General features: G+C 55.1%; 10 protein-coding genes. 6 read left to right on the top strand and 4 right to left on the bottom strand.

Annotation, left to right across the window (positions count from 1 at the left end; all coding sequences use genetic code 11):
* Positions 1–226 precede the first annotated feature (226 nt).
* Complete coding sequence (locus tag RIB44_13565; protein MEQ8617596.1) at positions 227–2,035, top strand: glycoside hydrolase family 97 catalytic domain-containing protein; 1,809 nt, start codon at positions 227–229, stop codon at positions 2,033–2,035.
* A 150-nt stretch (positions 2,036–2,185) separates the two neighbouring features.
* Here RIB44_13565 and RIB44_13570 read toward each other — a convergent pair whose 3' ends face one another.
* The 4 genes from RIB44_13570 to RIB44_13585 form a co-directional block, all read right to left on the bottom strand.
* Positions 2,186–4,114, bottom strand: a complete 1,929-nt coding sequence (locus RIB44_13570) for a glycoside hydrolase family 97 N-terminal domain-containing protein (GenBank protein ID MEQ8617597.1) — start codon at positions 4,112–4,114, stop codon at positions 2,186–2,188.
* A 73-nt stretch (positions 4,115–4,187) separates the two neighbouring features.
* Positions 4,188–8,015, bottom strand: coding sequence for a M12 family metallo-peptidase (locus tag RIB44_13575; protein ID MEQ8617598.1), 3,828 nt, complete (start codon positions 8,013–8,015; stop codon positions 4,188–4,190).
* A 128-nt stretch (positions 8,016–8,143) separates the two neighbouring features.
* Positions 8,144–14,467 (bottom strand): carbohydrate-binding protein, encoded by a 6,324-nt coding sequence (locus tag RIB44_13580; protein MEQ8617599.1) that lies wholly within the window; start codon positions 14,465–14,467, stop codon positions 8,144–8,146.
* Positions 14,468–14,616: 149 nt separating this feature from the next.
* Entirely contained in the window at positions 14,617–18,036 is a 3,420-nt protein-coding gene (locus RIB44_13585; GenBank protein ID MEQ8617600.1) for a S8 family serine peptidase, read from the bottom strand.
* A gap of 707 nt (positions 18,037–18,743) precedes the next feature.
* Here RIB44_13585 and RIB44_13590 point away from each other — a divergent pair.
* The 5 genes from RIB44_13590 to RIB44_13610 all read left to right on the top strand — a co-directional run bounded on the left by RIB44_13590 (position 18,744) and on the right by RIB44_13610 (position 24,014).
* On the top strand, positions 18,744–19,538 hold the full coding sequence (locus RIB44_13590; protein ID MEQ8617601.1) for a PEP-CTERM sorting domain-containing protein: 795 nt from the start codon (positions 18,744–18,746) through the stop codon (positions 19,536–19,538).
* Between the two features lie 74 nt (positions 19,539–19,612).
* Positions 19,613–20,476, top strand: a complete 864-nt coding sequence (locus RIB44_13595; protein ID MEQ8617602.1) for a LamG domain-containing protein — start codon at positions 19,613–19,615, stop codon at positions 20,474–20,476.
* Positions 20,477–20,647: 171 nt separating this feature from the next.
* On the top strand, positions 20,648–21,727 hold the full coding sequence (locus RIB44_13600; GenBank protein MEQ8617603.1) for a LamG-like jellyroll fold domain-containing protein: 1,080 nt from the start codon (positions 20,648–20,650) through the stop codon (positions 21,725–21,727).
* Between the two features lie 58 nt (positions 21,728–21,785).
* Positions 21,786–22,871 carry a LamG-like jellyroll fold domain-containing protein gene (locus RIB44_13605; GenBank protein ID MEQ8617604.1) on the top strand — a complete coding sequence of 362 codons (1,086 nt, stop codon included), beginning with the start codon at positions 21,786–21,788 and terminating at the stop codon, positions 22,869–22,871.
* A gap of 78 nt (positions 22,872–22,949) precedes the next feature.
* Positions 22,950–24,014 carry a PEP-CTERM sorting domain-containing protein gene (locus RIB44_13610; GenBank protein ID MEQ8617605.1) on the top strand — a complete coding sequence of 355 codons (1,065 nt, stop codon included), beginning with the start codon at positions 22,950–22,952 and terminating at the stop codon, positions 24,012–24,014.

Consider the following 24,014-nt stretch of genomic DNA (forward strand, 5'->3'; position numbering starts at 1 on the left):
TTGGGCAAACTCTCCCAGCGAAGAGTCGATACGATTACGCTATCGATTCTCGTCACCCGGAATTCCTTCCACCAGGTCGCACGTAGTGCGCTGCTAAACCTATAGGCCAAATTCAATGAAAACGTGTACTCGAATCGCTCTCTCGATTGCTCTTGTCTGCTTAGCTTGCCTAGCACGCCAGTCCATGTGTCTCGCCAAGGGAGAATTCTTTTCACACAACATCAGAATGCAAGCATCACTTGTTGAAGACGATGGAATAATCCGACTGCTTGTTTACCGTGACGGCGAACCGCTTCTTAAAGATATCCGATTGGGCATCGAACTTGAGGGGAGCCATGACAACCAAGAAATCGTTCAGGTTTCGTCAAGCGAGCATGAGAACTCATGGAAGCCCGTTTGGGGCAAACGGAATCAAGTGCAGGACAAGTTCGTGGAATGTAGGTTTAAAACGGACCAATACTCAATCGTGGTGCGTATCTACGATGACGGGATCGCTGTCCGTTATGAGCTGCCAGCCGACATCGATGGAGAACTCGTAAAGCACACCATTCTAAAGGATCTCACCACCTTCAACTTCGCCACCGACGCCACCTGCTACAGCTACAACGGCGAAAACCCGAACATCGGCCCTGAAAAGCTCAGCGACACGGGCGGTGACCGCCAAGCCCCGCTGCTCGCGAAGTGTGCGGACGACTGCTATGTCGCGATCCACGAAGCGGCCCTCTACGACGCTCCCTGGATGAAGTTGCATAGCGAGACGGGATCGAACTCAATCCGAGTCAAGACATCCAAGTACGAAGTCAAGCCGGGCTTCAAGACACCCTGGCGAGTGTTGATGGTTGGGGATACCCCAGGCGATTTGCTCGACAGCGATCTCCTGATGAATCTCAACCCGCCTTGTCAGGTCGAAGATCCAACATGGATCAAGCCGGGGGTTTGTTTCTGGGATTGGCGTGCCTGGGGGCATAAGACGAAAGATGGATTTACCTACGGCCTAGACTTGCCTTCTTGGAAACGCTTCGTCGATTTCGCTGAGGAGACCGGCGTTCCCTATCTGTTGCTCGACGCCAACTGGTACGGGCCGGAGTTTGAGAAAGAGTCCAACCCCACCGAAACGGGCAAGGTCAATGACGTCCGCGAACTACTCGACTACGCCAACGCCCACAATGTCGGCGTGCTGCTTTACTTGAACGACGTTGCTGGGCGGAAGTACGACCTTGATGCTGTGCTGAAGAATTATCACGAGTGGGGCGCAAAGGGGATTAAGTACGGCTTCATGAGCGGAGGCGGCAAAGACAAAGTTGAGCGGACACGACGCATCATCGAACTTTGCGCGAAGAACGAATTGGTAGTCGACTTCCACGACGGCCCAATTCCCCCGTCGGGCGATATGCGAACCTATCCAAATTGCTTGACCCGGGAATTCTGCCACGCACAGAGCGACTCACTTCGTGCTTTCACACCAAAGACGTTCGTAACCGCTTGCTTTGTGAACGGCTTGGCAGGTCCCCTCGATATGGCCAATGGAATGTTTGATCTGGAGAATTCGATGGCGCAGCGACCGCGAATATTCGAGGACGTTCGCTCAACGGTTGTTGGTGAAGCAGCCCGCTCGTTGATTGTCTTCACAGGGCTGAATGTCTTGCCGGACTCTCCCGACGCCTATCGAGAGAAGGCTCCCTTGTTCGAGTTCATTGCCGCGCAGAAGATGCCTTGGGATGAGAGCAAGACGCTAGCCGGAGAAATCGGACAGTACATCACCACGATGCGCCGCACGGGTGATACATGGTTAGTGGCAACAGCCACGAATGAGGAACCGCTGGAGACAAAGATCGAAATCGACTTTTTACCGCCCGGGAAATACGCTGTGGTGGTTTACAGGGACGCTCCTGACTCTCACTATGAAACCAATCGCGAGACGTACCAATTCTCATCAGAAACTTGGGACATCACCGGTTCGAAAACGATTACTGCTAGGCTTGCCCCAGGCGGCGGTCATTGTTTGAAGATAAAGCGACTTGAAGAAGACAAGTAACGACATCGCACTGACGCAATGAACAATGCGTCCCTAGCCCCCAGCGCAAGCTGTGGGGTTGGAATCGTCAATACGCGGAACGGAGAACCGCACAGCTTGCGCTGGGGGCTAGGGCTGATCGTTCTCGACCCCTGCGCGACTTCCCATTTGCTACTTCGCTGGCACAATCCGTACTGCTTGGCCACTATTGGCGATCAGCTTGATGGGTAGAGTGCTCTCTTGATCGACTTCGAGGCGTTCGATTCTTACATGAGTACGCGTTTGGAGCGAAGGATCGTGCGAATAGACGTGGGCGATGTACTTCTGATTCGGCTCAAGAAAATCCAGATCGGCTTTGAGGTCTTGCGGATCGTCGGAATTTAAGGACACAACGTACCAGTCGAGCCCCGAGCGCCGCGCGATGGTTGCGTACTCACCAATCTCTCCGTGCAGGACTCGGCTGTCGTCCCACACCGTCGGCATGTGCTTCCAGAACTCTAGCTCTGGTGTCTCAACGATGACGTTATAACCTTGCTCGCCTCGCTTCTTCTTCAAGGATTCAGCCGGGCTGTCGTACCAGAAAAGAAACTGCCACGGGTCGTACATCATGACCGCCTTGGCTAGCTGGGCAGCGTGATTTTGTTTTTCTTCGACACGTGCATCGAAGTAGCAAATCTTGTTGTCCGAAGCACCTGCTAGGCATCGAGTGAATAGCTGCATCAAGGTTTGTTTATTGGTGGGTGCGGTCTCATCACCACCGATGCCCTCGACGGTCATCAGGTTGGGATACGTACGACTAAAGCCGGTGGGGCGGTATTCATCATGGACATCGACCATTAGTTCATGCTCAGCCGCCTTGCGAATCGCCTCGTGCAACCAGCGCGTCCACTTCTGCGATCCGACATTCACGAATCCGTACTTCACCCCCGCCACGCCCCACGATTTGTAAAGTGGGAGGATCTCATCAAGTTGCTTTTCGAGTGCTCGCCGATTCACGTAGAGAATGACGCCCAACCCCTTCTCGTTCGCGACTTTGATGTGTCGTCTAAGATCGAGCGGCCCTGCGGAACGCTTAGGATCGACGGTGATTGTTGTCGCGTCCGAGGCATCGTCATATTCGTGCCCGTACCAGCCAGCGTCGAACTCGACAAATTGCAGGTTGTACTTCACCGCAAAGTCGATACACGCCTCGGCTCCCTCGTCTGTGAGCGTGATTTCGCGAATGACTTTGCCGGGCCTAATCCAAGAAGTGTCTTCAATCTTACAGGGCCTGTTGAGATTGAGGAAAATGTCGTTGTTCTCAAGTAGTTCGCCCGGGCTGTCGGCAATCATGATCACTCGCCAAGGCGTGTCCGCTTGGAGAATATGCTTCGCCGGGCTATGCAGCTGGCTGACGATACACAGTGGATTCTTCTTGGATCGACGCAGCTTCATGCGAGAAAAGTCGAACAGCTCTGCTTCTCCAACCGCTACGTAAACAGGCTGATCATCGGTCGTTCTGATCGTTAAAGGTCGTTCGACTTGCTCGCCAAGCTTGCTGAGGGGACGAGGTTCGTAGATTCCCTGCGCGTTCGTCGTACACCAAGCCGTGTGGTCGTCAAGGAATGTGAACTCTGTGAGTTCTTGTACGATGGTGACATATTCTTGCGTGTCATTGCCTACAACACTCATGAGGAAGGCGACCCCCGAATCGTAAACCCGCAACGTCACTCGGAGTGAAAGCTCGGGATCGGTCGAATCTTGACATATCACAATGACCTGTCGGTACTGATCTCGGATCGTGCTTCGTTCGCCATAGACAGGTCGCCACGTGGCGTCTTGCTCACTTTTCTCCTCCGAAAGGACTACGAGGTTGTCGCCGAACTCGATTTTGCTCGAGCTGTCGTCAGTTTTGATTTGGAAACGCAATCGCGAATCGGTAATCAACGGCTTGCCATCGTAGCTCACGCGATAGACGGCACATTGTTTTGTGGATTCGGTATCCTTCACCTCAAAGGTTGCAACAATGCGGCCATTGGGTGAAGTAACTTCGATAGCATGACAAGCCGAAGCAACGACGGTTGCTAGGATAGCACCGAAAACAACGAAGAAGTTTTTCACGGAAGGAACCCAGCGCGAGGACGCCAGGCCTGAACGGAGGGTTTGGGGGGCGGGGTGGAAAACTGCAGCAATTTTAAAGGGATTGGAAAGCCAAATCGAGCGCCTCTGCAAAGTTCTCTGGCTCATCGGTCAACGCTTCGTTCGGTACCTCCTCGCTGATTTCCGCAAGAGCGTAATCGAAGGCCGAGTCACCTGCTGCAACTTCAGGTAGGAAATCGCTGTTTGTAATTACTGCTTCCGTGGAAGACGGAACGAAAGATTCACTTTCTGGTTGAGCCGTGGGAGCAATGCTGGCAGCATGGACGGCGAGTGTAACCAGACTGTTATCGAGCGATGGAGACTCAGGAACGTAGAGATCGCCTTCGATGTAGGGCTGCTCCAGCGGCGGCAACTGCAGAGCCGCGACGGTAGCACCAGGATCGTTGATTCCCGCGGGCTCGCCCGTAACGACAAGGCGAACATTGTCCAAGAAAGCCTGTGAAGAACCTCCCTGATTGTCGATGGTGAGCACCAGTTGCGGATTCGTCCCCGCGTCCGTGACTGAAGCGGTGTAGCTGAACGAGCGTGTGTTGAGTTGCTCGCCGACGCCACCGGAGACGATCGACCCATCGCTGATGGTACCTAGATCATAAGTGTTGCTACCCAAGATCAACTCAGCGGTGTAATCGTGAGCCACTCCGTTGCTGCTGCCAACATCCACGGTTACTGTCAGCGTGTCTCCCTCGACGACGCTATAGCTGAGAATATCGGATGTGAGCGTAACCAGCGCACTATCATTGGCCAGCGCGTAGGCATCGCCGTCAGAAGCCACATACGTCAGGTCACCATCCCAACCACCGACGCCACTGCCGACAACCGCTGTCCAACCAGGGATGTTCGCCGGCGCTGAGTTGTTCGTGTAGACGCGATGTTTTGTCTCATCGACAAGCAATCCGACGGCACCGGTTTGGTTTTCGAACGATCCGTTACCTGTCGCGGAATCGAGAACTGTCGTGGTTGTCGAGATCCCGGCCCCGTAGTTCCGCTGCCACATCAGCAGATCGAAACCGTTGGACTGACCATCGCTGTTGGCATCGGAATCACCATTGACGCCATAGTCGTCCTGCCACTGCGCGAGGTCGTCACTATCAATCTGGCCATTCTCATCAAAGTCGCCTGGGCCGATCGAAACAGGTACGTCACCCAGACGCGTCAGCACAACGCGATTAACGGCCCACAACTTGTTAGAAGTGTCTGCGTCACCAAACTCGAGGTCGAGTGTGCCATCGGTCACGGGAACATCGAACTCGAGCGTGTTATTCACTCCGATTGGGTGATCGATATCCGAGATCCCATGTGTTCCTTCGGCCGTGACGAACATGTTATCCAGGTTGCGGTTCGCGTCGCTCATGTTGAACTTCACCCGCCAAACGCCGTCACGAATCTCATGAGACCAAGTGGTGTCGTTGGTTCCCCAGACAAGGTCGCGATTGAAATCATTGCCCACAGCTCGATCTTCCGCGAAGACCGTATCACTCCAATTGATGTCGCCGAAGGTATCCGGTGTGATGCGTTCAGCAGGGGGAGTGGCACCGATGAACACTGGTGACGTTGAAGTACCAAAATCATAGGTGTAGGCGTCGGCATTGAGGTCGACCACATAGTCGGCATCCCCGATACGTTCCAGGTTAATGCGATTCACAGCCCAACGTTTGTCTGTAACATCATCGTCGCCAAAGGTGAGGTCTAGGAATCCATCGTTCACGGTCACTTCGAAATTGAACGTGGTATTCACTCCCTGTGGCCGATCGATATCGGAAACTTTCCGCTCGCCTTCAGCATCGACGAACATATTGTCGAAACTAAACTCAGGATCGCTCATATTAAGCGTCACGCGCCAGATACCTGAGGCAATTTTGTGGCTCCAAGTCGTGTCTTGGAAACCTCGCACGAAGTCGCGGTTGTAAGCGTTCTGACCGGAGTTGGGACGATCTTCCGAAAGGACTCCAATGCTCCAAGTAATGTCACCGGTTGTCTCGTGGGTAATGCGTACCGCTTGAACATCGTTGCTGCTGAACACCGGTGAAGATGGTGTCCCCGGGTCGTAGGAGTAGAAGGTTTGGGAGGTATCCACGGTGATGCTTGTCGAGCGCACGTAGACGGCTCCCCAGTCGGTTCTTCCGGTCGAATCGACTACCGTGTAGTGGAAAAAGTCGTCACCGCTGACACTTGCCGGCGGCGTATAGATGATCTCATTACGACCGCCGGGTCCCGTGTTTTGAGACAGACTGATTGTACCGCCGAGGAAGCTGACCGTGTCACGAAGCTGAGCATCTAGGACATCGTTGTTCGCGTCATGATCGTTGGCAATCACATCAATAGTAACCGGACTGCCGTTGGCAACCACTGAGTCAACCCAGCCAAATGGGGCGACTTCGGGCTCGTTGGCAACCGTATCGCCAAACTGGAGCTTATTCTGTTTGGCATCGAGTACTCGGTTCGCCTCACCGGTTGAAAGTCTCCCAATATTACGAGAGCCGGCACCGGACATAATGCTGATACCGCGGCTGTCTTGGTCGGCGGGAGCCCCTGCGGCATTACCGTTCGGGCGCGGACGCGATTCGTAAAAGTCGGCCGAGTGAGTGGTACCACTAGGGACATGCCCCAAGTTCCACGAGTGCCCAAATTCATGGGCAAGCGTTCCATCGGCCCAACTTGTTGGGCCGTTGCTGGCGCTCAGGGCGTAACGAAAGCTCCCCCCCACGCTGTTCACGTACGCCAGCCCCGAAGGTGCAGCGCGTACGTGATAGACCGCCAAGTCGTGGGTGTTACCAACCTCTTGCGGGTTGTTATTCCAATAGTTGCGGAAGGCAGACAGTCCAGCGCTATCGTTACCGTTCGCGACATTAAACGGATCGCTGCCCGTGCGAATGATGACGGTCCCCAAGCGATGCTTGATACCGGCGGCACGCAAGAAACGAGCATCAAGGTTACCAGGAATGCCCTGAGCGACCGACATCGCGTTATCGACTTTCTGTTGAGTCGTCGAACCGCTGTAGTTGTTCAGCAGTGCGGCTGAGCCAATTTCCACGCCGACTTCGAATTCGCGAATCTCGATAGTTCGTGTTGGAGCTAGGGTTGTTGCGGAGACGTTAGGGTCACCTTCTGAGAAGGGGCCGCCATCACCAGCAGCGGCTGAGGGAGTCAAAGCGCTCACCTCCGTCTCATCGCCTGCGATTCCACAACAGGAAGAGCAAGTACAGCCCGGGGGGTGGCCGCCACCAGTCTCGTCGGTGTGGTCTTCGGGGGCATGATCGGGGATGCCGTCACCATTGTGGTCGTGGTTATCGTAGGAAGCAGGTGCTTCCGCCTCGACGGAAATGCGATGCTGGCCGGTCGTTGTACTCGCAGAGTAAGGCTCGACAGTGATCGACGGTTGGTTGGGTCGTATGATTGTTGCGTGCAGTCCTGTTTCTCCCAGCCACGCACTGACCGCAAGTCGAGGATCCTCTGCAACCGTACCAAGATAAGAACGATCGATGCCGTGATCGACTTGCTCTAAGTTGCCGCTACCATCATCGACAAGAAACTTCGTGTTCTCACCAAAGATCGAATTCTTATTAAGTTCAAGCGTGAGGGTTTCTCCGGCATATTCGATCTCAACAGCAAAGCTTTCCGGCAAGCCTGTTGGAAGAACAAGGTCGGCGTACGACGCACCCACAACGTTCTCGGACGACAATGCTGGCGTTCTTGGAGCTTGACTTTGCTGCCACGCAAGAAAGTCAGACGCGAAGCTGACGCTTGCCTGGTCCGAGCTACTGAGGTCTGCCGTGGTAGCGTCGGCAGCAAGCAGGCGGCGTTCCTCTAAGGGCTCGAAGCGAAGCTGTAAATCTTCCTGTCGGCGTTTGCGGTTTGTGGCCATTTCTTCTCAGTTCTCTCGACCTTGTTTCGTTGAACAAGGGCTTGGTTGTTCTAGGGTGATAAGTCGTGTGTGGCCTCTTATCTCATTGCTGCGTTAGGTGTTGCGGCAAAAAGACCCTGATATCTCTTCTAAATCAATTCAGATAAGTGTTCAAAAGCTCTGTCCGTCGATTGGAATTCGGTTGGCCTCTCACCGGGCTCTGTTGCAGATCGCTTTAGGGTCATGCTTCTACCGACTCTCGTTTTCACGGATAGCGAGTCGACATCTTGGCTTTGATTCGTCAGCGTCGTGAAGTAAGAGTCCACGTGAGCTTCTTCCAATGAGATTCTTTCCTTCTTCGGAAGCTCACCGATAGCGGTGCCTTCAGTGGCCAGCGTTTGGAAGCGGCTCAACACGGGCAAGTCGGGCTCGTCGAAGTAAGGTTGCTCGAGGGGAGGCGCTGGCGAAGGCTCGGACTGCACGGCAGCAACAACCGCTGCATTGCTTGACGAGCTGCTCGCAGCGGTGGCCGGTGGTCCCGTAATGGTTTCAACTTGGAACTGCACATTGTCCAGAAACGCTAGCGAAGAGCCCCCCGCGTTGTCCATGGTAAGGACCAACTGCGGACTCATACCAGCATCGGCAGCAGTCGCGGTGTAGCTGAAATTCAGCGTGTTGAGTGAGCCCCCGCCGCTAGAGACCAGCGTTCCGTCGCTAACCGTCCCCAAGTTGTAGGTATTGCCACCGAGGATGATCTCCGCGGCGAAGTCGTGAGCGATTCCATTACTGCTGCCCACATCAAATGAGAGCGTAAAGGTATCGTTCTCGGCGACGGAATGGGCGAACACTTCCGAAGTAAGTGTCACTAATGCATTGTCGTTAGCGAGGGCATAGGCGGTACCGTCTGAGGGAACGAACGCGGAGGTCCTGGCCCAGCCGCCAACACCCGTGGTAAGTTGCGCGGTCCAGCCGGGAAGCGTCGCTGGGGCGGAACTATTCGTAAGCACTTGGGTGGCGTTGTTGACTAATCCTGTCGAGCCCGTCCAGTCCTCGAACGAGCCGTTGCCCGCGGTGTTGTCAATCAGCGTGGTGACGACAATCTCGCCTGCCCCCTTGTTACGCTGCCAAGAAAGGAAATCGAAACCAGCAACTTGGCGATCGAGGTCTACGTCGGCAGCACCGTCAGTGCCGTATTGCGCTTGCCAATCGGCGAGGTCCGCGCCGTTGACTTCCTGATCGGCATTAAAATCACCAGGGAACAGCGGCAGATCGTTCACCTTCTCGAGGGAGATTCGATTGATAACCCAATCTGGCGTGGCCCCGCCATTGTCGGCGAACTGAAGGCTAAGCGAACCATCGGTCACCTGAACGCGGAAGACTTCCTCAACGAATTGACCGGCAGTGCTATCGAGGTCGGCGATTTTTACTTCGCCTTCGGCCACGATGGAAAGATTATCGTGAGCGTTGTCCCCATCGCCACTAGTGATCGTCACGTCCCAGATTCCGTTGGCGATCACATGCTCCAGAGTCGCGGAGCTGCTGGCACTAACAAAGTCGCCCGCGATACTTCCGCCCGTGGCTGTGCTGCCAGAGGATACGGTGCCGGTCCACTCGATGTCGCGATAGGTTTCGGGAGAAATCAGCTCGAAGCCAGGACCCACGGTCGAGTCCTTCGCACCCAAATCGTAGTCGTAGGCCGTCAGGCTCGTATCAACGATGGCGGGCGCATCGCCGAGACGATTGAGCGAGAGACTATTAACCACCCAGTTGGGATCGGCGCCACCGACATCACTGAAGGTAAGCTCCAATTGGCCATCGGTCACTACGGCTTGCCCTGTAACCACGGTGAAGACCGAGCCATCGCTATCAATGTCGACAGTGTTGCCAACTTCCAACCAACCGTTCTCAGCCACGACCCGCATATTCTCGTGTGCATTGCTATCTTCTCCCATCCGAAGCGTAACTTCCCACAGCCCGTTCTGTAGATTGTGTCGCAACGTGCGTTCGTTGGCGCTATGCACAAAGTCACGATCAAGGTCACCTGTGCCGGTGCCTGAATCCGCGGCATTCACCGCTTCGTCCCAGAAAATGTCGCCGGTGGTCAGCGGCGAAATTCGTGTCCTTCCGCTCTGCACAGGCGAGAGCGGTGTGCCGAAGTCGTAATCGAACTGTGTGGCACTCGTGTTGACGGTGACATTCTCGCCTTGGTCCGCGTCGTTCGACCAGACTTGCACCTCGGCGAGAGACAAGATTTGGTTCTTCGTCTGCGTAAGCCGCACGTAACGAGCCCCTTGGACGGCATCCAGGCGTGTACCGCCGGACGTGGTCGAGCCATTGATGAGCAGCGCCCCACCGGGACCGATTTCGATCGTGGAGTAAGTTGGCTCGAAATCGGAGTAGTTGAACTGACGGCTCCACAACTGTGAGCCGCCGTTGTCAGGATCGTCGTCCCAGACGGAAACAACCACGTCATCGATTCGCGAGGCGGCGTCAGTTCGGTTGAAGACGGCTATTTGATCGATTTGTGCGGTCCGTTCCAAATCGACTTGCCACCAGATCGGATGCACTTGCAACGCCGAGGTGAAATTGACGATGGGGAGAACCACTCCGTCGTTGGCGTCGCTTGCAAATCCAGCTGCGGCGACGTCGCCATAGAAGTCGCCCGACTGCGACGCGGTGCCCGTTTGGGCTAGGTTAAGTGGTGAAGGCGCTGCGTCGCTCGATTTCACCCGTACTTCGGCGAGCGAAAGTTTGCGACTGGTCGGACCATTTTGTTGAATACGTACAACACGCCCCTCGTGGGCAGATGCCAGCCGCATCGTGTTGGAGTTTGGGGTACCGCTGCCGTTGATGGCCAACGAAGTGCCGATTTCTCCGCCATCAATCACCAGCGACTCACCCTGTCCCACGCTGCCGTTGGTGAAGTAAGTGTTCTCCCAGAGCTTGGTGCCTCCGCTGCTTGGATCGTCGTCCCAAACGGAAACGGTGAAGTTGCTCAAGTCGGTGAACTGGGAATCGTCGCGGTTGACGATCTCAATCTCCCCGATGCTGAAGCCTTGGGCAAAGCGAACTTGCCACCAGTTGTTCAGCCCAGCTTGCGTTGAGGAGAGCGTCGCGGCGTCACCATCGTTTGCATTCTCCGCGACGAAGCTGCCATCGGTACTCGATTGCGAGACGACACCGTCGGTAATCGCCAGATTCGTCTCGCCGTAGCCGTAGACCTTGATTTCACCCAGTGCGAGTTGATCGTTGCCCGCGTTATTCTGGCCAAGAAGCTGAACCCTCACGAACCGACCGGTGATACTCTTCAAGCTCGTGCTGCCGTCATTGCTGAACGAATCCGGATGGATCGAAAGGCTTTGTCCAGCTTGGGGCGATTGTCCGCTGGTGAAATAATCTTGATTCCAAAGCTCGGTGCCTCCTGAACGCGGGTCCGCATCCCAGACCGACACACGGAAGTTGCTCATCCGATCCGGCTGCGAAGTAGGCGGGCTCAGTTTAATGCTGTGCAGTGGAATCTGCTCACCGAGGTCGACCTGGATCCAACTCTCCGCAAGGTCGCCCGTCTCGTTATTATCGCTAAGGTTTCCATTCAGTACGCCGGGGGCAGCGGCACTGGTGTTCTCGCTTAGTGAAAGCTCTGCCGTTGCTGTGCCGGTAACGTCGCGCACAGCAGCCCCTCGGACTCCATCCCCTTCAATGAGGTAGAACCGATCAAGATAGGTGTTGAGGCGCCCTTGATTCTCGAAGGTAATGGTCGCGGTTGCCGCCGAGGGGCCTGTCGTGAAAGTCAGTTCGTCGTAGCCTGACTCCCAATCTTTGTTGCCAAATTGAATGCCAACGGTCTCTCCCCCAATCGATGAAGCCCGCATCGTGAGGAGATCGTCCGTGGGCGGCGCTTCATTGAACAATCGGAACGCACCGAGACCGATATTCGCTGCATTTGCGCCTGTGACAGAAACATAAATGTCATGCACACCCGAGACCTCGGCGAGATTCACTCGTGTCACTCGCCAACGGTCAAGTGTGGTGCCGCTGTTTAATTCGCTGAAGTCAGCAATGATGGGGCCGGTCGAGCTATCAATTCGGACCTGAACGCCAACACCATCGACGGCTTCTCCAAATCCGTCGAGCGGGTCTTCAATATGCAGAAGGTCAATGATGTCGTACTGTCCAGGGTCACCGAAATCGACATCGTCGTAGCGCACCCACTCGCCCGCACCAAGGCCCGTAACGAGGCCTTCATTGCGATGAGTTCCCGTGCTCACGCTGCCGGACACTCCATCAAACTGGTTGCCGTCCACAAGGCGATTGACCACTCTCGCGGTGACACCGACCGTGTAAGTCGTGTTGGGGGTAAGGCCTGTGAAAGTCCTTTCCATGGCAGCCCCCGGTGTGAATTCGACGCTCTGAGTGCGGAAGGTCCCCGTGAGTGAAGTGCCTGAGGAAGCCAGATTCCAGGAATTACGATCCGACGAATTGGGTGAACCAGAGACGGTCGTCCAGTCACCGATTCCTTCAAGAAACTGACCATTGCGGTACAGATTCGTACCAGGCAATGGTTCCCAGGCGAATGCGGGATTCGGCTCCGTCGTGAAGTTGTGACCCGCGGTCCAGGGCGTCGCACCGAACTCAAAAGCCCCGGCATCGGGGGCAGCACCAACGTAGCCATCGTTAATGCTGGGGATTATGATCCCCGCATCGATCGCTCCAGAGCTAGCAGCAAGGGTGTAGTCGTCGCCAAAGAAATTCGTGAAATCGGAAGTCGAGTAGTTGTAGTTACCGCGCACATCAACGCCAATCGCTTCCATCCGATCCACATTGATCTGCAGATTATTGTTGTAGCGAGTTTGAATCGCCTCGCGCGAATCAAGGTTTCCTGAGGGCGCCGACGACTCGCTTGTGATGAACGTGTTGTGATACGCTTGCCGGAAGTCCAATCCCGAAGCTCTGAATACTGGCCGATTGATCGTCGTATTCGTAAAGTCGTGAAACAGATTGTGATGAATGACTAGGTTGTTGTTTTTTCCATAGAAGGCTTCAAAAATCCCCCGCGCGGCCGTGTCGCGAAAGACGTTGTGGTGAACGATCGAGTAGCTCGTGTTACCGTTGCCACCGTCCGAATCAAAAACGCCCGTGTCCCAGGAGAGTTTGCCGCCATCTTCAAAGATGTTGTAAGCAATCTCGCTGCGTGTGGGATAACCATCAAATACGCTGCGGGCGAATTTGCTGACGGTGTTGTGGCTGAACAGGAGCTGATCGGCACCCGAGGCACTAATCGTTCTTGAAGTGCCGAAGTAACCAATGTCATGAATATAGTTGTTGACGATCTCGTTGCGAAAACCGCCTACGGTGACAAAGGAGCCCCAAACATCGCTGAATTCATTGTCACGAAGAACGTTGAAGTCACCGTTTAGAATGAAACGCCCAAAGTTACCGCGATCGTACGCGTAGAAGCGGTTGCCTTCGTAAAGATTGTTGTCGGTGTTACTGTCGGTTTCGATACTCACACCACGGAATTCAATGTCCTTGACGTGGATATGGTCGCGACCCCGGGCGTCGAATCCATAGCCGCGCTGTTTGAACTCAAATTCGAGATTGGCGTCGGTGTTCGGGTTGTAGCCGGGGCCCATATCACCGAAGTGATAGTAGAGCCGACCGTTGCTATCGTCCTTGTACCACTCGCCCGCCTGATCGACGGTTTGCAGCGCATCGAAAATGTAGTAGCCGTTGGTTTGCTTTTGTGAGATGACTCCGACGGGCGTGTCATAGGTGATCGTACCATTGGAGGAGAAGTCCGTGATGGTGCGTTCGACGATGATGTAGTCGTGCGTGTGGAATTTGATCCGCGCGCCGTTCCAAAAGTCATTGCCGAAACCGCCGAGGTCGTCGACCTGGAACGAGCTCGCATTGTTCGCCAAGCGACCATTGGGCAACTGCCCCCAGTCGTCAATGTCCAGAGGGTCGTTCTCACCCCCTTGGCGACCGATATGTTTCAGCTCGCCATTGACGAACACCGTATTGGCATCGCCGTCACTGATGTTACTGGCATTGCCCGGAGCCGTGGCGTACCAGATGTCACCACTATGTTGCGTCCACGTCCCCGTGATGAGGTCGCCACCCGAGATGACCACGTCTTCGCTGTTGTAAGCACTGAACGTGATCGGATTGGACGAGTTCCCTGAGCGTGGCAGGTCGACCTCCTCGCGGTAAGTCCCGCCGCGAATCAGCACGGTGTCACCAGCTTGAGCGGCGTCGGCCCCCGCTTGGATGGTTGCAAACGCACTGCCAAGGGCCGTACCGTTGTTACTGTCGCTGCCGTTATCCCCATCGACGTAGAAAGTCGTGAGCAGTTGACGCTGTTCGAGCGTCTCAAGGCGAAGCCTGCGCTCTTGCACTCGCTGTTTCTTTTTGCGACGCGGCGCCTTCGTGAGCTGCTGCGTGGCAAGTCTAAACCGATGCTGTAATTTCATCTCTCGTCTGTTCCGAAAGTGAGAGGTAGGTTGGGCTGCCGCCGGTATCTCAGCCGTCCGTATCGTTTGCTGAAGGTACGGTCGACATTGCTGCCCAGATTGCTAATCCCGCCTGATTCGAAAGCGCCCCAAGACTTTCGGACAGATCGTTAGAGTAGGTCGAACACTTCATCCAGCAGTTGGTAAACGTCCGCGGCACTGCCGGATTCATGCGGTGCTTCCATTCTAGTCAAAATCCCCGTTTCGCCACGGGATTGGGCCAAATCGAGCCATTCTTGTTCGGAAAACCGCAGCTGGAGTGGCCATTCGTATCGTTTGTAGCCCTTTTCTATTGAAAGAACGTCTTCTGCGGCGATTTCGACGGCAGGCGTCCCCTCCGAAGCAAGCATCGTGAGGCTTACTGAAGTTGAGAATCGTGGGGCCGCTAAGAATGTCTCCCCAGCAACGCCTTGGTCGAAGTAAACGGGTTGCTCTAAGGGTAAAGCGACTCGGGCTGCCGGAAACTCAATGGCTTCAACGGCGACCGGCTCATTCGCGGTACTTGCGGCTACCACAGAACTCGATTGACTACTGGAGCCCCCAGGAACCCCAGCCACGCTTACGGCTTCAAAATGCACATTATCTAAGTAGGCCTTCGAGGAACCTCCTTGGTTCTCAATGGTGAGAATTAACTGAGGATGGTGGCCGGCGTCTGCCGCCGTGGCCGTGTGGCTAAAGCTAATGGTATTGAGCGTCTCACCCGCTCCGCCAGAGACAAGTGTCCCATCGGAGATGGTCCCTAGATCGTAGGTGTTCGCTCCGAGAACGATCTGAGCCTGGTAATCGTGTGCGACGCCGTTACTGCTACCGACATCAACCGAAACATTGACGGAGTCTCCTTCGGCGACACTGTGAGAAGTGAATGCGTCCGAGGTGAAGGTGACCACGGCACTGTCATTTGCCAAGGCGTAAGCGTTGCCGTCGGAAGCCACATAAGCCAGCTCGCCATCCCAACCACCAATGCCATTGCTGACGGTCGCGGTCCACCCATCAATCGAAGCCGTCGCCGTGTTGTTGGTATAAACACGATGCTTGAGCGGATCGACCAACAAGCCTACGGCATCCGTTTGATCCTCAAACGAGCCGTTCCCTAGCGAGCCGTCGATCAGCGTCGTCCGCGTGATCACGCCGGCACCAAGCGTCTGCTGCCAGGCGAGAAAGTCGAAGCCAGAAACGGAACGATCGAGGTTGGCATCGGCAGCCCCGTCGGTTCCGTATTGATCGGCCCATAGATTGAGATCCGCTCCTTCAACCATGCTGTTCGTGTCGAAGTCGCCAGCATAACCGGGGAGATCAGAAACCTTCTCGAGAGACAGCCGATTCAGTACCCACTCATCGGTGTCGCCCCCTAAATCGGAGAAGGTCAGTGAAAGTTGCCCATCCTCGACCCTCACGCGGAAAGTTTGCTCCGCAAACTCGCCGAGGGCCGTGTCGAGATCGTCGATTTGCAGGAGACCTTCTGCTGCAACCGACAGGTTATCGCGGGCGGAATCGGCATCTCCTGTGCTGATTGTCACATCCCAAATGCCGTTGGAGATGCGATGTTCAAGCTTTGCGGCTTGAGAACTGTGAAAAAAGTCTCGCTCTAGGGAGTTCGCATGATCTCGATCAGTGCTTTGGACCGAACCAGTCCAGGAGGCAAATGGCGAGCTGGTGGTGGTGAGGAGATCGAACCCTGCTTCCAGTGGCGAAGAGAGCGTTCCCAGGTCGTAGTGGTACTCGGTGGCATTGAGGTCGACTGGGATTTCTTCGGGCTCGACATCGGCGAAGGGGTTCGCCGCGATCGTGGCAATCGCGTGATGTTGGGCGTGCGCCCAAGCTTCGCGAACCGCAGCGCTAACGTTGGGGATGCCGTGTCCGAAGGTGTTGTCCCGTCCTGCCGCTCCGACATCGGTCACGGTATCCGCCAACAACTGCCGCACTTCACCCGCTTCGAGTTCTGGGTTCACACTCCAAATCAATGAGGCGTAACCCGCCATGACGGGATTAGCCGCCGAGGTACCCCCAAAGGTACCAGCACTGCCATCAGGTCGCGTCGAGGGCACATTGGTCGGTACGGCAAATGTCAAGTTTGGCCCAAAATTGGAATAGCCTGCCAGAAAAACGCTGCTGGCGTTGCGCTGACCGTGAACGGTCGTGCTGTTATATTGCAAGGCGCCAATCGCCATCACGTTGTCGTAGGTGCCTTCCAACCGGGCCATCCCGCCGGAGAGACCATCCGGGTGTGAAGTGATCGCAATGTCTTGGCTGCCATTTCCCGCGGCAATGGCGAACAAGGCCTTGTCCGCATTGTTAGCAACTCGCGACTCTTCAAGGATGTTCAGCCAGTACTCACCCTGGATGCCACCTTGGTAGACGACGCGCGTCGCCGAGATGCTATTCAGATGGTCGAGCCCCGCCTGGATCGCCGTGTTGATGCCCACGTTTTCCGGCCCGTAGACGTCGAGCACCAGGACCGGGCTCTCCCAGTTGAGTCCTGCGATTCCTTGGCCGTCGTTGGGGGTCGAAGCCATCACCGAGACCGCCTGGTAACCGTGGTCTGAGCCGTTGGCATTGCCAAAAAAGCTCAACCGGTTCGAGGAAAGATCCGGATAGTTCGCCGGATTGGTCTGCGTGATGCCTGTGTCGAGCGAAACGAGCAAAACATCATCGGACCCGCGCGTAAAGCGCCACGCATCGGTGACATCGCCGATCGTTAGATCCCATTGCGAAGTAAAGCGTGGGTCGTTCGTGCGCGTTTGCAACTCCGTGACCGTCGTGCCGCTCGGCCCACTAAATTGCAAACGTTCGATTCCTTGGAAGTAGATTTCGCGACCATCGTTCAAGCGGAGATAGTCGAATGCCGTGCCGTCATAAATCGCCTGTGATGTGACCATGCTGTTCGCAACGTGGGAGCCCACGGCGGCACCGTTGAGACTGGCCACAGCCGAGGTATCAAACCCAAAAAACAGCGTATCAGTACCGCCACCACCGTGGTAAATCGAACCAGGAGAGAGCGTGTTGCTAAACAGGAACGTCTCCGCCTGGAAGTCACCCGTCACGGTGGCCACGGGCAGGACCTCAAGAATCAGCGAAGGCGAAATCGTCGAAATCCCATCCGAAGTCGTAGCAACGGCGAAAATCTCTTGAGTTCCCGCCAATGTCGAGTAGCCGTCGAGATTGATTAGCTCGTTACTGGCGGTGGCTCCCGAAAACTCTCCCAGTTTATAGAACGCATCGTCCTCTCGAGCGTAGAGATCGACTCCCAGAAGGTCGCCACTGACGACATCGAGATCATAATCGAGTGTGATTGCCGAGGACTCGAAGACCGTCAACGAGGAGTCGTCCCCCGAAGCATCAGCGATACCAAACGAAAGAAAGTCAGCCGCCAACGGCAAGCGAGCTTCCAGATGTTCAACACCCGAGATGACTAGTCGCCTGGGCCGCGACTGCCCTCGCCTTTGGAGCCGGCGAAGCAGTGGGAAGCGTTGGAGGAGAGTAAAAGGGCCCACTTGGCCTGCCAGCGGGCGGTGAGGACGTCGGTTATCCATGCCGTTCAGTGATCTCGGAGGGGAGTGTGATTCTGTTGGTAGGAGCTTTCAAATGAGGCTCCGCAGATTCACTGGGGTAGCGTCTCAGGTTCCGGACTGGACGCCAGAATTCCTACGACGAATCGCAGGTATCTATAGATAATGTTCTTGTGGAGCTCAATTCACCCAAAATCGGGCCGGAATCTAGGCGCCGCCCGCCCGAGGTATGCCGCTGTCAAAGATCACTCACTCGAAATCTCAAAAAAACGACCGTTCGTAAGTGTCTATCTGATAGCGGCTTGCGCCGATTCATGGTCATCGGCAGATAATTGACGGTTAACTGCAAAGCAGAGTGGACATAATCCTACACGGAAAGTCTACGGACTGAGCAATGCTTACTGGCTTTGCCCAGCAGTGGCTTTCCGTGTTAGGAACAAGCAAATCAGTCGTCGGTGCTTCAAATTCGGCTTTTCTGGCCGAAGCACGCAAGCCCGGGCAGACCGACGACAATATGCAATTCTCTGGCTTTTCATTTTTTTTTAGGTATTATCAGCAGGATCGGAGCAAATTTTTGAGGTTTGCGCTCTTCAGGCGAGGGGTGCGATTGCAATTACTTTTCCATAGCGATTCCGCATGCTGTATTCGCGCCCAGCAAGCTGAGGCACTGCTGCATACTCGCTTTTGACTTGTTCAACATTTGATTTTCTTATTCTAATCGGAGGGTTCTAATGAGGTTTCATGGAAAGTTTCTTATCACTGCTTGCGCACTCCTGGCGCTGACAGCTTTCATGGCCGATGCCAGTGCTGTCACGATCAGCCTGATCGATGGCGGCATCACCGCCGGTAACGGCGATTTCAACTATGAGGGGGGCGGTTCTGTCTCTGGCGTCGGCACTGCAGTTCCCAACGAGAACATTCCCCGTGATCGCTACCTAATTGGTTCGCCAAACACGGGTGGAACGCTTGACATTGAAGGTTGGACCATGCGTCGCCTCGCTTACAGTGGTGGCAACAACGCTTTTGGTCTCGACGGCAACTTCGGTTTCGACGCTGCCAGCTTCGAACCTGCCAACACCGGTTCCGGTCAGGCATTTACCAACGGCAACGGTAACACCATTGTCGATTTGATCGCTGATACGATCAATTTTAGCGGTGTTGCGGGCGACATCATCAATTTGAACTATCTATTAGGCAGTGACAGCGGTAGTGGTACTGGTTCTGCAAACTCGACCGTCACACTAACTCTAGACGCGGGTCTCGGCTCAGAGCAGACCATCACCTACGCCACGCAGACCCGAACTGGCACAGCGCGTGATGGCTCGACTGACGTTTCCGAGGTTTACGTTTCGACCGGCGCCTACAGCACGATTGATCTCACCTTGCAGATGAATCCGGGGTCGAACAGCACTCGTTCACTTATTGACGACGTGCGTCTGACTGTGGAGACGATCCCTGAACCAACAACGCTCGCTCTGATTGGCTTGGCCCTTGCGAGCGGTGGCATGGTACGTCGTCGTTCCTAATCGTCTTGATGGAGTTTACTTCTCTTCACTTATCGTATTCGAATAGGAATACATAACTTTTTTGGAGGGTTCTAATGAAGATTTTCAGTTTTGCTGCTGCATGTGTAGCAGCCTGCCTCTTCGCCAGCTCGGCTAACGCCGGTCTGGTTCATCACTACGCCTTCGACGATCTTGTCGACGGTGGCAATGCAACCGACTCCGTCGGCGGTGCCACAGGCACCTGGAATGGCGACGCTGGGGCAAATATCGCCGTCGGTGGTTTCATCGGTGCTGGTGCCTCTCAAACGAACGACGAGAATGGTGGTAATGGCGAAGAACATTACACCACCTCGAACCTCTCCGGCCTTGATGGTGCGTCCGCCATGGCACTCTCGATGTGGTTCAACACCAATGTCGATACCAATAACAACTCGACCTACAACGGCCTTGTCATGACGCGCAACCTGCTTTCCAGCTTTGGTGGCGGCAGCGAGAACTGGGGTATCGCTTTAGAGAACAACAATACCCCTCGCCATATCGACTGGCGTGTTGATGGTGCCTCCGGCACGGAAACGGACAACATTATCGGCAATGCCACTGATCAATGGCGTCATGTCGTCTTCGTCTGGGATGGTGTAAATGGGGCTCGCCAACTCTATCAAGATGGTGTGCTTATCCACAGCGAAGGTGCTCAAACGGGTACGATCACCAACGGTAACTCGTGGGACATCGGCAACGATACTTGCTGCGGCAACCGCGAATTCACCGGCACGATGGATGATATTGCCTTCTACAATCGCCCGCTCAATGCGTCGCAAGTTGCGAAGCTTTATTCAGGCGGTCTTGCTGGCCTGAATGCATCTGAGGCGATTGGGGTCAATGCTCCTGAGCCTTCGACCTTCGCCCTGACCGGCTTGGCTTTTGCCGCCAGCTTGGTCATGGTTCGCAAGCGTAAGTAGTAACGACAAGTCGCACTCGCCCGACCGTAGCATCGTGCTGCGGTCGGGTAAGCGGCACTCAAATTTAGTTTTTAGGCTTTTCCAAGCCGGGCAGCAGAGAACGAATCACTCACGAACATTCAAATTCTTTCGACGTTTTGTTTTTAGGCATTTGGCCAAAGGATTTTCGATATGAAACGTACTAGCTTTTTTGGAACGGCAGCCGCGCTGCTAATCCTCAGCGCAACCACAGCCCAGGCACAGGTACCCGTGCCAGATATTGCTCACTTCCGCTTTGACTCCGTCGGAGCCACGACGCCCAACGACGTAGTTGGCGGCGGCGACGCCACTTGGTTTGGTCCTGCTGGCGACAACGTCCTGGCTACCGGCCTGATCAATGGTGGTTCGCAAACGAATGACGAAAACGGCGGCAATGGCAATGAACATTACCGTGTTGAACTTCCGCTCATGGACGGTGCTGACGGCCTTACCATCTCACTTTGGTTCAACCAGAACGTCGACAGCAACAACAACAGCACATATAACGGCCTCTTCATGGTTCGTGACCTGCTCTCCAGCTTTGGTGGTGGCAGCGAGAACTGGGGTATTGCTCTCGAGAACAATAACAGCCCTCGTCACATTGATTGGCGTCTGGATGGTGCTCCTGGTCCCGAGGATGACAACATCATGGGCAACAACCAAGATCGTTGGGACCACGTTGTTTACACCTGGGACGGTACCGATCAAGGCGACGGCATGGGTGAGCGAGCTCTCTTCCTGAACGGTACGGAGCTACAGCGCATTGATGCTCCTATCGGCACCATCACCGACAGCGGCACTTGGCGCATCGGCGACGACGCCTGCTGCGGTAGCCGCGAATTCACCGGCACGATGGACGATCTCGCCGTTTGGGGCCAAGCCCTGACAGCTGCTGAAGTCATGGAACTTAACACGAACGGCCTGGCCGGTATCGATGCCGCCGGGGTCACTCCGCCGAAGAAGGGCGATACGGACCTCGACATGGATACGGATCTCATCGACTTCGAAGTTATCCGCGCGAACCTGTTCCGTGATTTTGGCGGTACTCCTCCAACCCGCGCCGAGGGTGACCTCAACGGTGATGGTGCTGTCGATTTCGTTGACTACCGCGAGTGGAAGACCGAGTACGACTCTGAGAACCTGCCCGGTTCTTCGAGCGTGCCAGAACCTGCATCGGCTGTTTTGCTTTTGCTTAGCACGATCGGATTGGGTGTCACTCGACGACGAGGTTAGATCGAACCTCTAAGCCACTTCTACTCATTTTTCGATAACTATTCTTCGGAGATATACCGTGAAAATTTTCTCTCTAACGCGTGCGTTTGCATCGTTGGCGATTGTTGCACTAGGTGTTTCAACCGCTGTTGCCCAAACGCCTCTCGCGCACTGGACCTTTGACGAAGGCATTGACGACTATTCGATTCTTTCATCGACTGACACTACCGGTGGTGCCGTCTCGGACGCTACGTGGCAAGACGCCGGTGGAGCGGGGCTCACCTACGGCCCTGGCCAAATCGGTGGAGCGGCTTATTTGGATGGTGCTTCGGAGGCGGGGCGTAGCTTTTTGGTTACGGTAGACACAGCCCTTGCCAGTGCAACCAACTTTTCAATTTCTGGCTGGTTCCTACCTGCAACCTCTCAGACAGGAGACAACTATAAAGGTCTCTTCATGGGGCGGTCTGTCGAAGACAACAGCGGAATGAACCAAAACTGGGGTCTTGCTTACCGCGACCAGAACAAGATTGACGGTCGAGCAAGTGGTGGGGCCAATACTTCGGCTGATTTCACGATCGTACCAGACGGTGGCCCCAACGATGGCTGGTACCATGCTGTTCTAGCATGGGATGGAATTTCGAGTGATCATGAAATATTCATCAATGGAGTGTCACAAGGTACCCAGTCCAATGACGCTTTCGGCATTCTCAATGGCGGAATGTTTGATATCGGACAAGATCCCACCGGCGGTAATAACCGCTATTTTCGTGGTGCACTTGATGACTTTGCGATCTACAACGTGACGCTAACCTCGGGGCAAGTCACGACGATCTACAATAACGGCCTCGGAAATGGCACGACCTCGACGCCGGCGAATGGCTCTGCCGTTGCCGACTTCCTGCCGGGTGACGTAGATCGTAATGGTACCGTGGACGCAGGCGACTACGCCACGATTCGCGATGCGATGAACTCAACCGTTTCCGGACGCGACGAAGGGGACCTCGATGCCAACGGAGTCGTGAACCTTGACGATTTCGCCGAGTGGCGTGCCAATGCTCCGGCCGCGGTACTTGCTTCTCTCGGCTTCGTTCCTGAACCTTCATCCTTGATGCTCATGGGCTTGGCGGGGCTGTTTGGACTCGGTCGCTCGCGGCGTCGTTCCTAATCCCAATAGGGCCGGCACCAAGCCGGTGATTTACCCTTCACCAAAGATCAAACTTTTTATTAGGGGGTCATCAAGACCATGAATATTCGTCATTTACTAACGCTGACTGCCTGTGGAGCGATGCTCGCTCTCAGCGCGTCGGCAACCTTTGCCCAGACGGTTGAGCTGGAAGTTAATCGCGTCACTGGCGAGATCCGGCTTGTTGCTAACGGCGGCGATGTCGAGATCGACAGTTACCAAATCTCTTCCACCATGGACGCCTTGAGCCTTGCTGAGTGGAATAGCTTCGAGGATCAATTCAATCCTGGACAGCTCGACAACACCAGTTGGTTTGAATCGGGCTCCGCACCGAACCCGCTTTCGGACAGCAACCTTAGCGAGTTGAAAACCCTTGGCACCTCAACGATCACAGCTGCTGGTGTCTCGATTGGCAATGCTTGGGATGAGGCGGCACGTCTCTCCGCCGATTTCCTCGTCGACGTCGAGGAAGGGTTGGCGTTCACCTACGGCACGCCTAGCACCGGTGGCGGAACGATCAATGCAGGCGCAATCACCTTCACACCGGATAACAAGGAACATAATAATCTGGTGCTGAACATTGATAGCTCGGGGAATGCCTCCATCGAGAACGAGTCGAACACCGCCGTCAATTTGACCGGTTATTCGATCTTCTCGGATACGGCTGCTTCTCTTGACGTTAGCTTTGCAGGCATTGCCGAAGCTGGATGGGAGGATGCGAATCCTTCGGATACTGCACTGTCCCAGACGAATCAGACGGGATCTCGTCTCTTGAATCCAGGTGATGAGGTTTCCATCGGAAACATCACCCTGATTGGTCTGAACGCGGGCAATCTTGACTTCGATTACACCATCACTCAGACCGACATTAACCCTCGAACGGGAGAGCCTCTTAATTTGGCTACCATTAATGGCGAGGTTGAGGATGTAATTGGTGGTGGCGCCTTCGACGGGGCTGAATTCCTGCGTTTGCAACGTGAGAATCCAGCAGGCATTCCCAACTGGGAAACCAACTACGGCAGCGGTGCGTCAACGGCAAGCGTTGGTGCTGTTCCCGAGCCTAGTGCCATCGCACTTTGCCTACTCGGCATGATCGGCTTGGGTGCGACTCGCCGCAACAAGTAG

Source organism: Lacipirellulaceae bacterium (genome assembly GCA_040218535.1).
Classification (GTDB): Bacteria; Planctomycetota; Planctomycetia; order Pirellulales; family Lacipirellulaceae; genus Adhaeretor.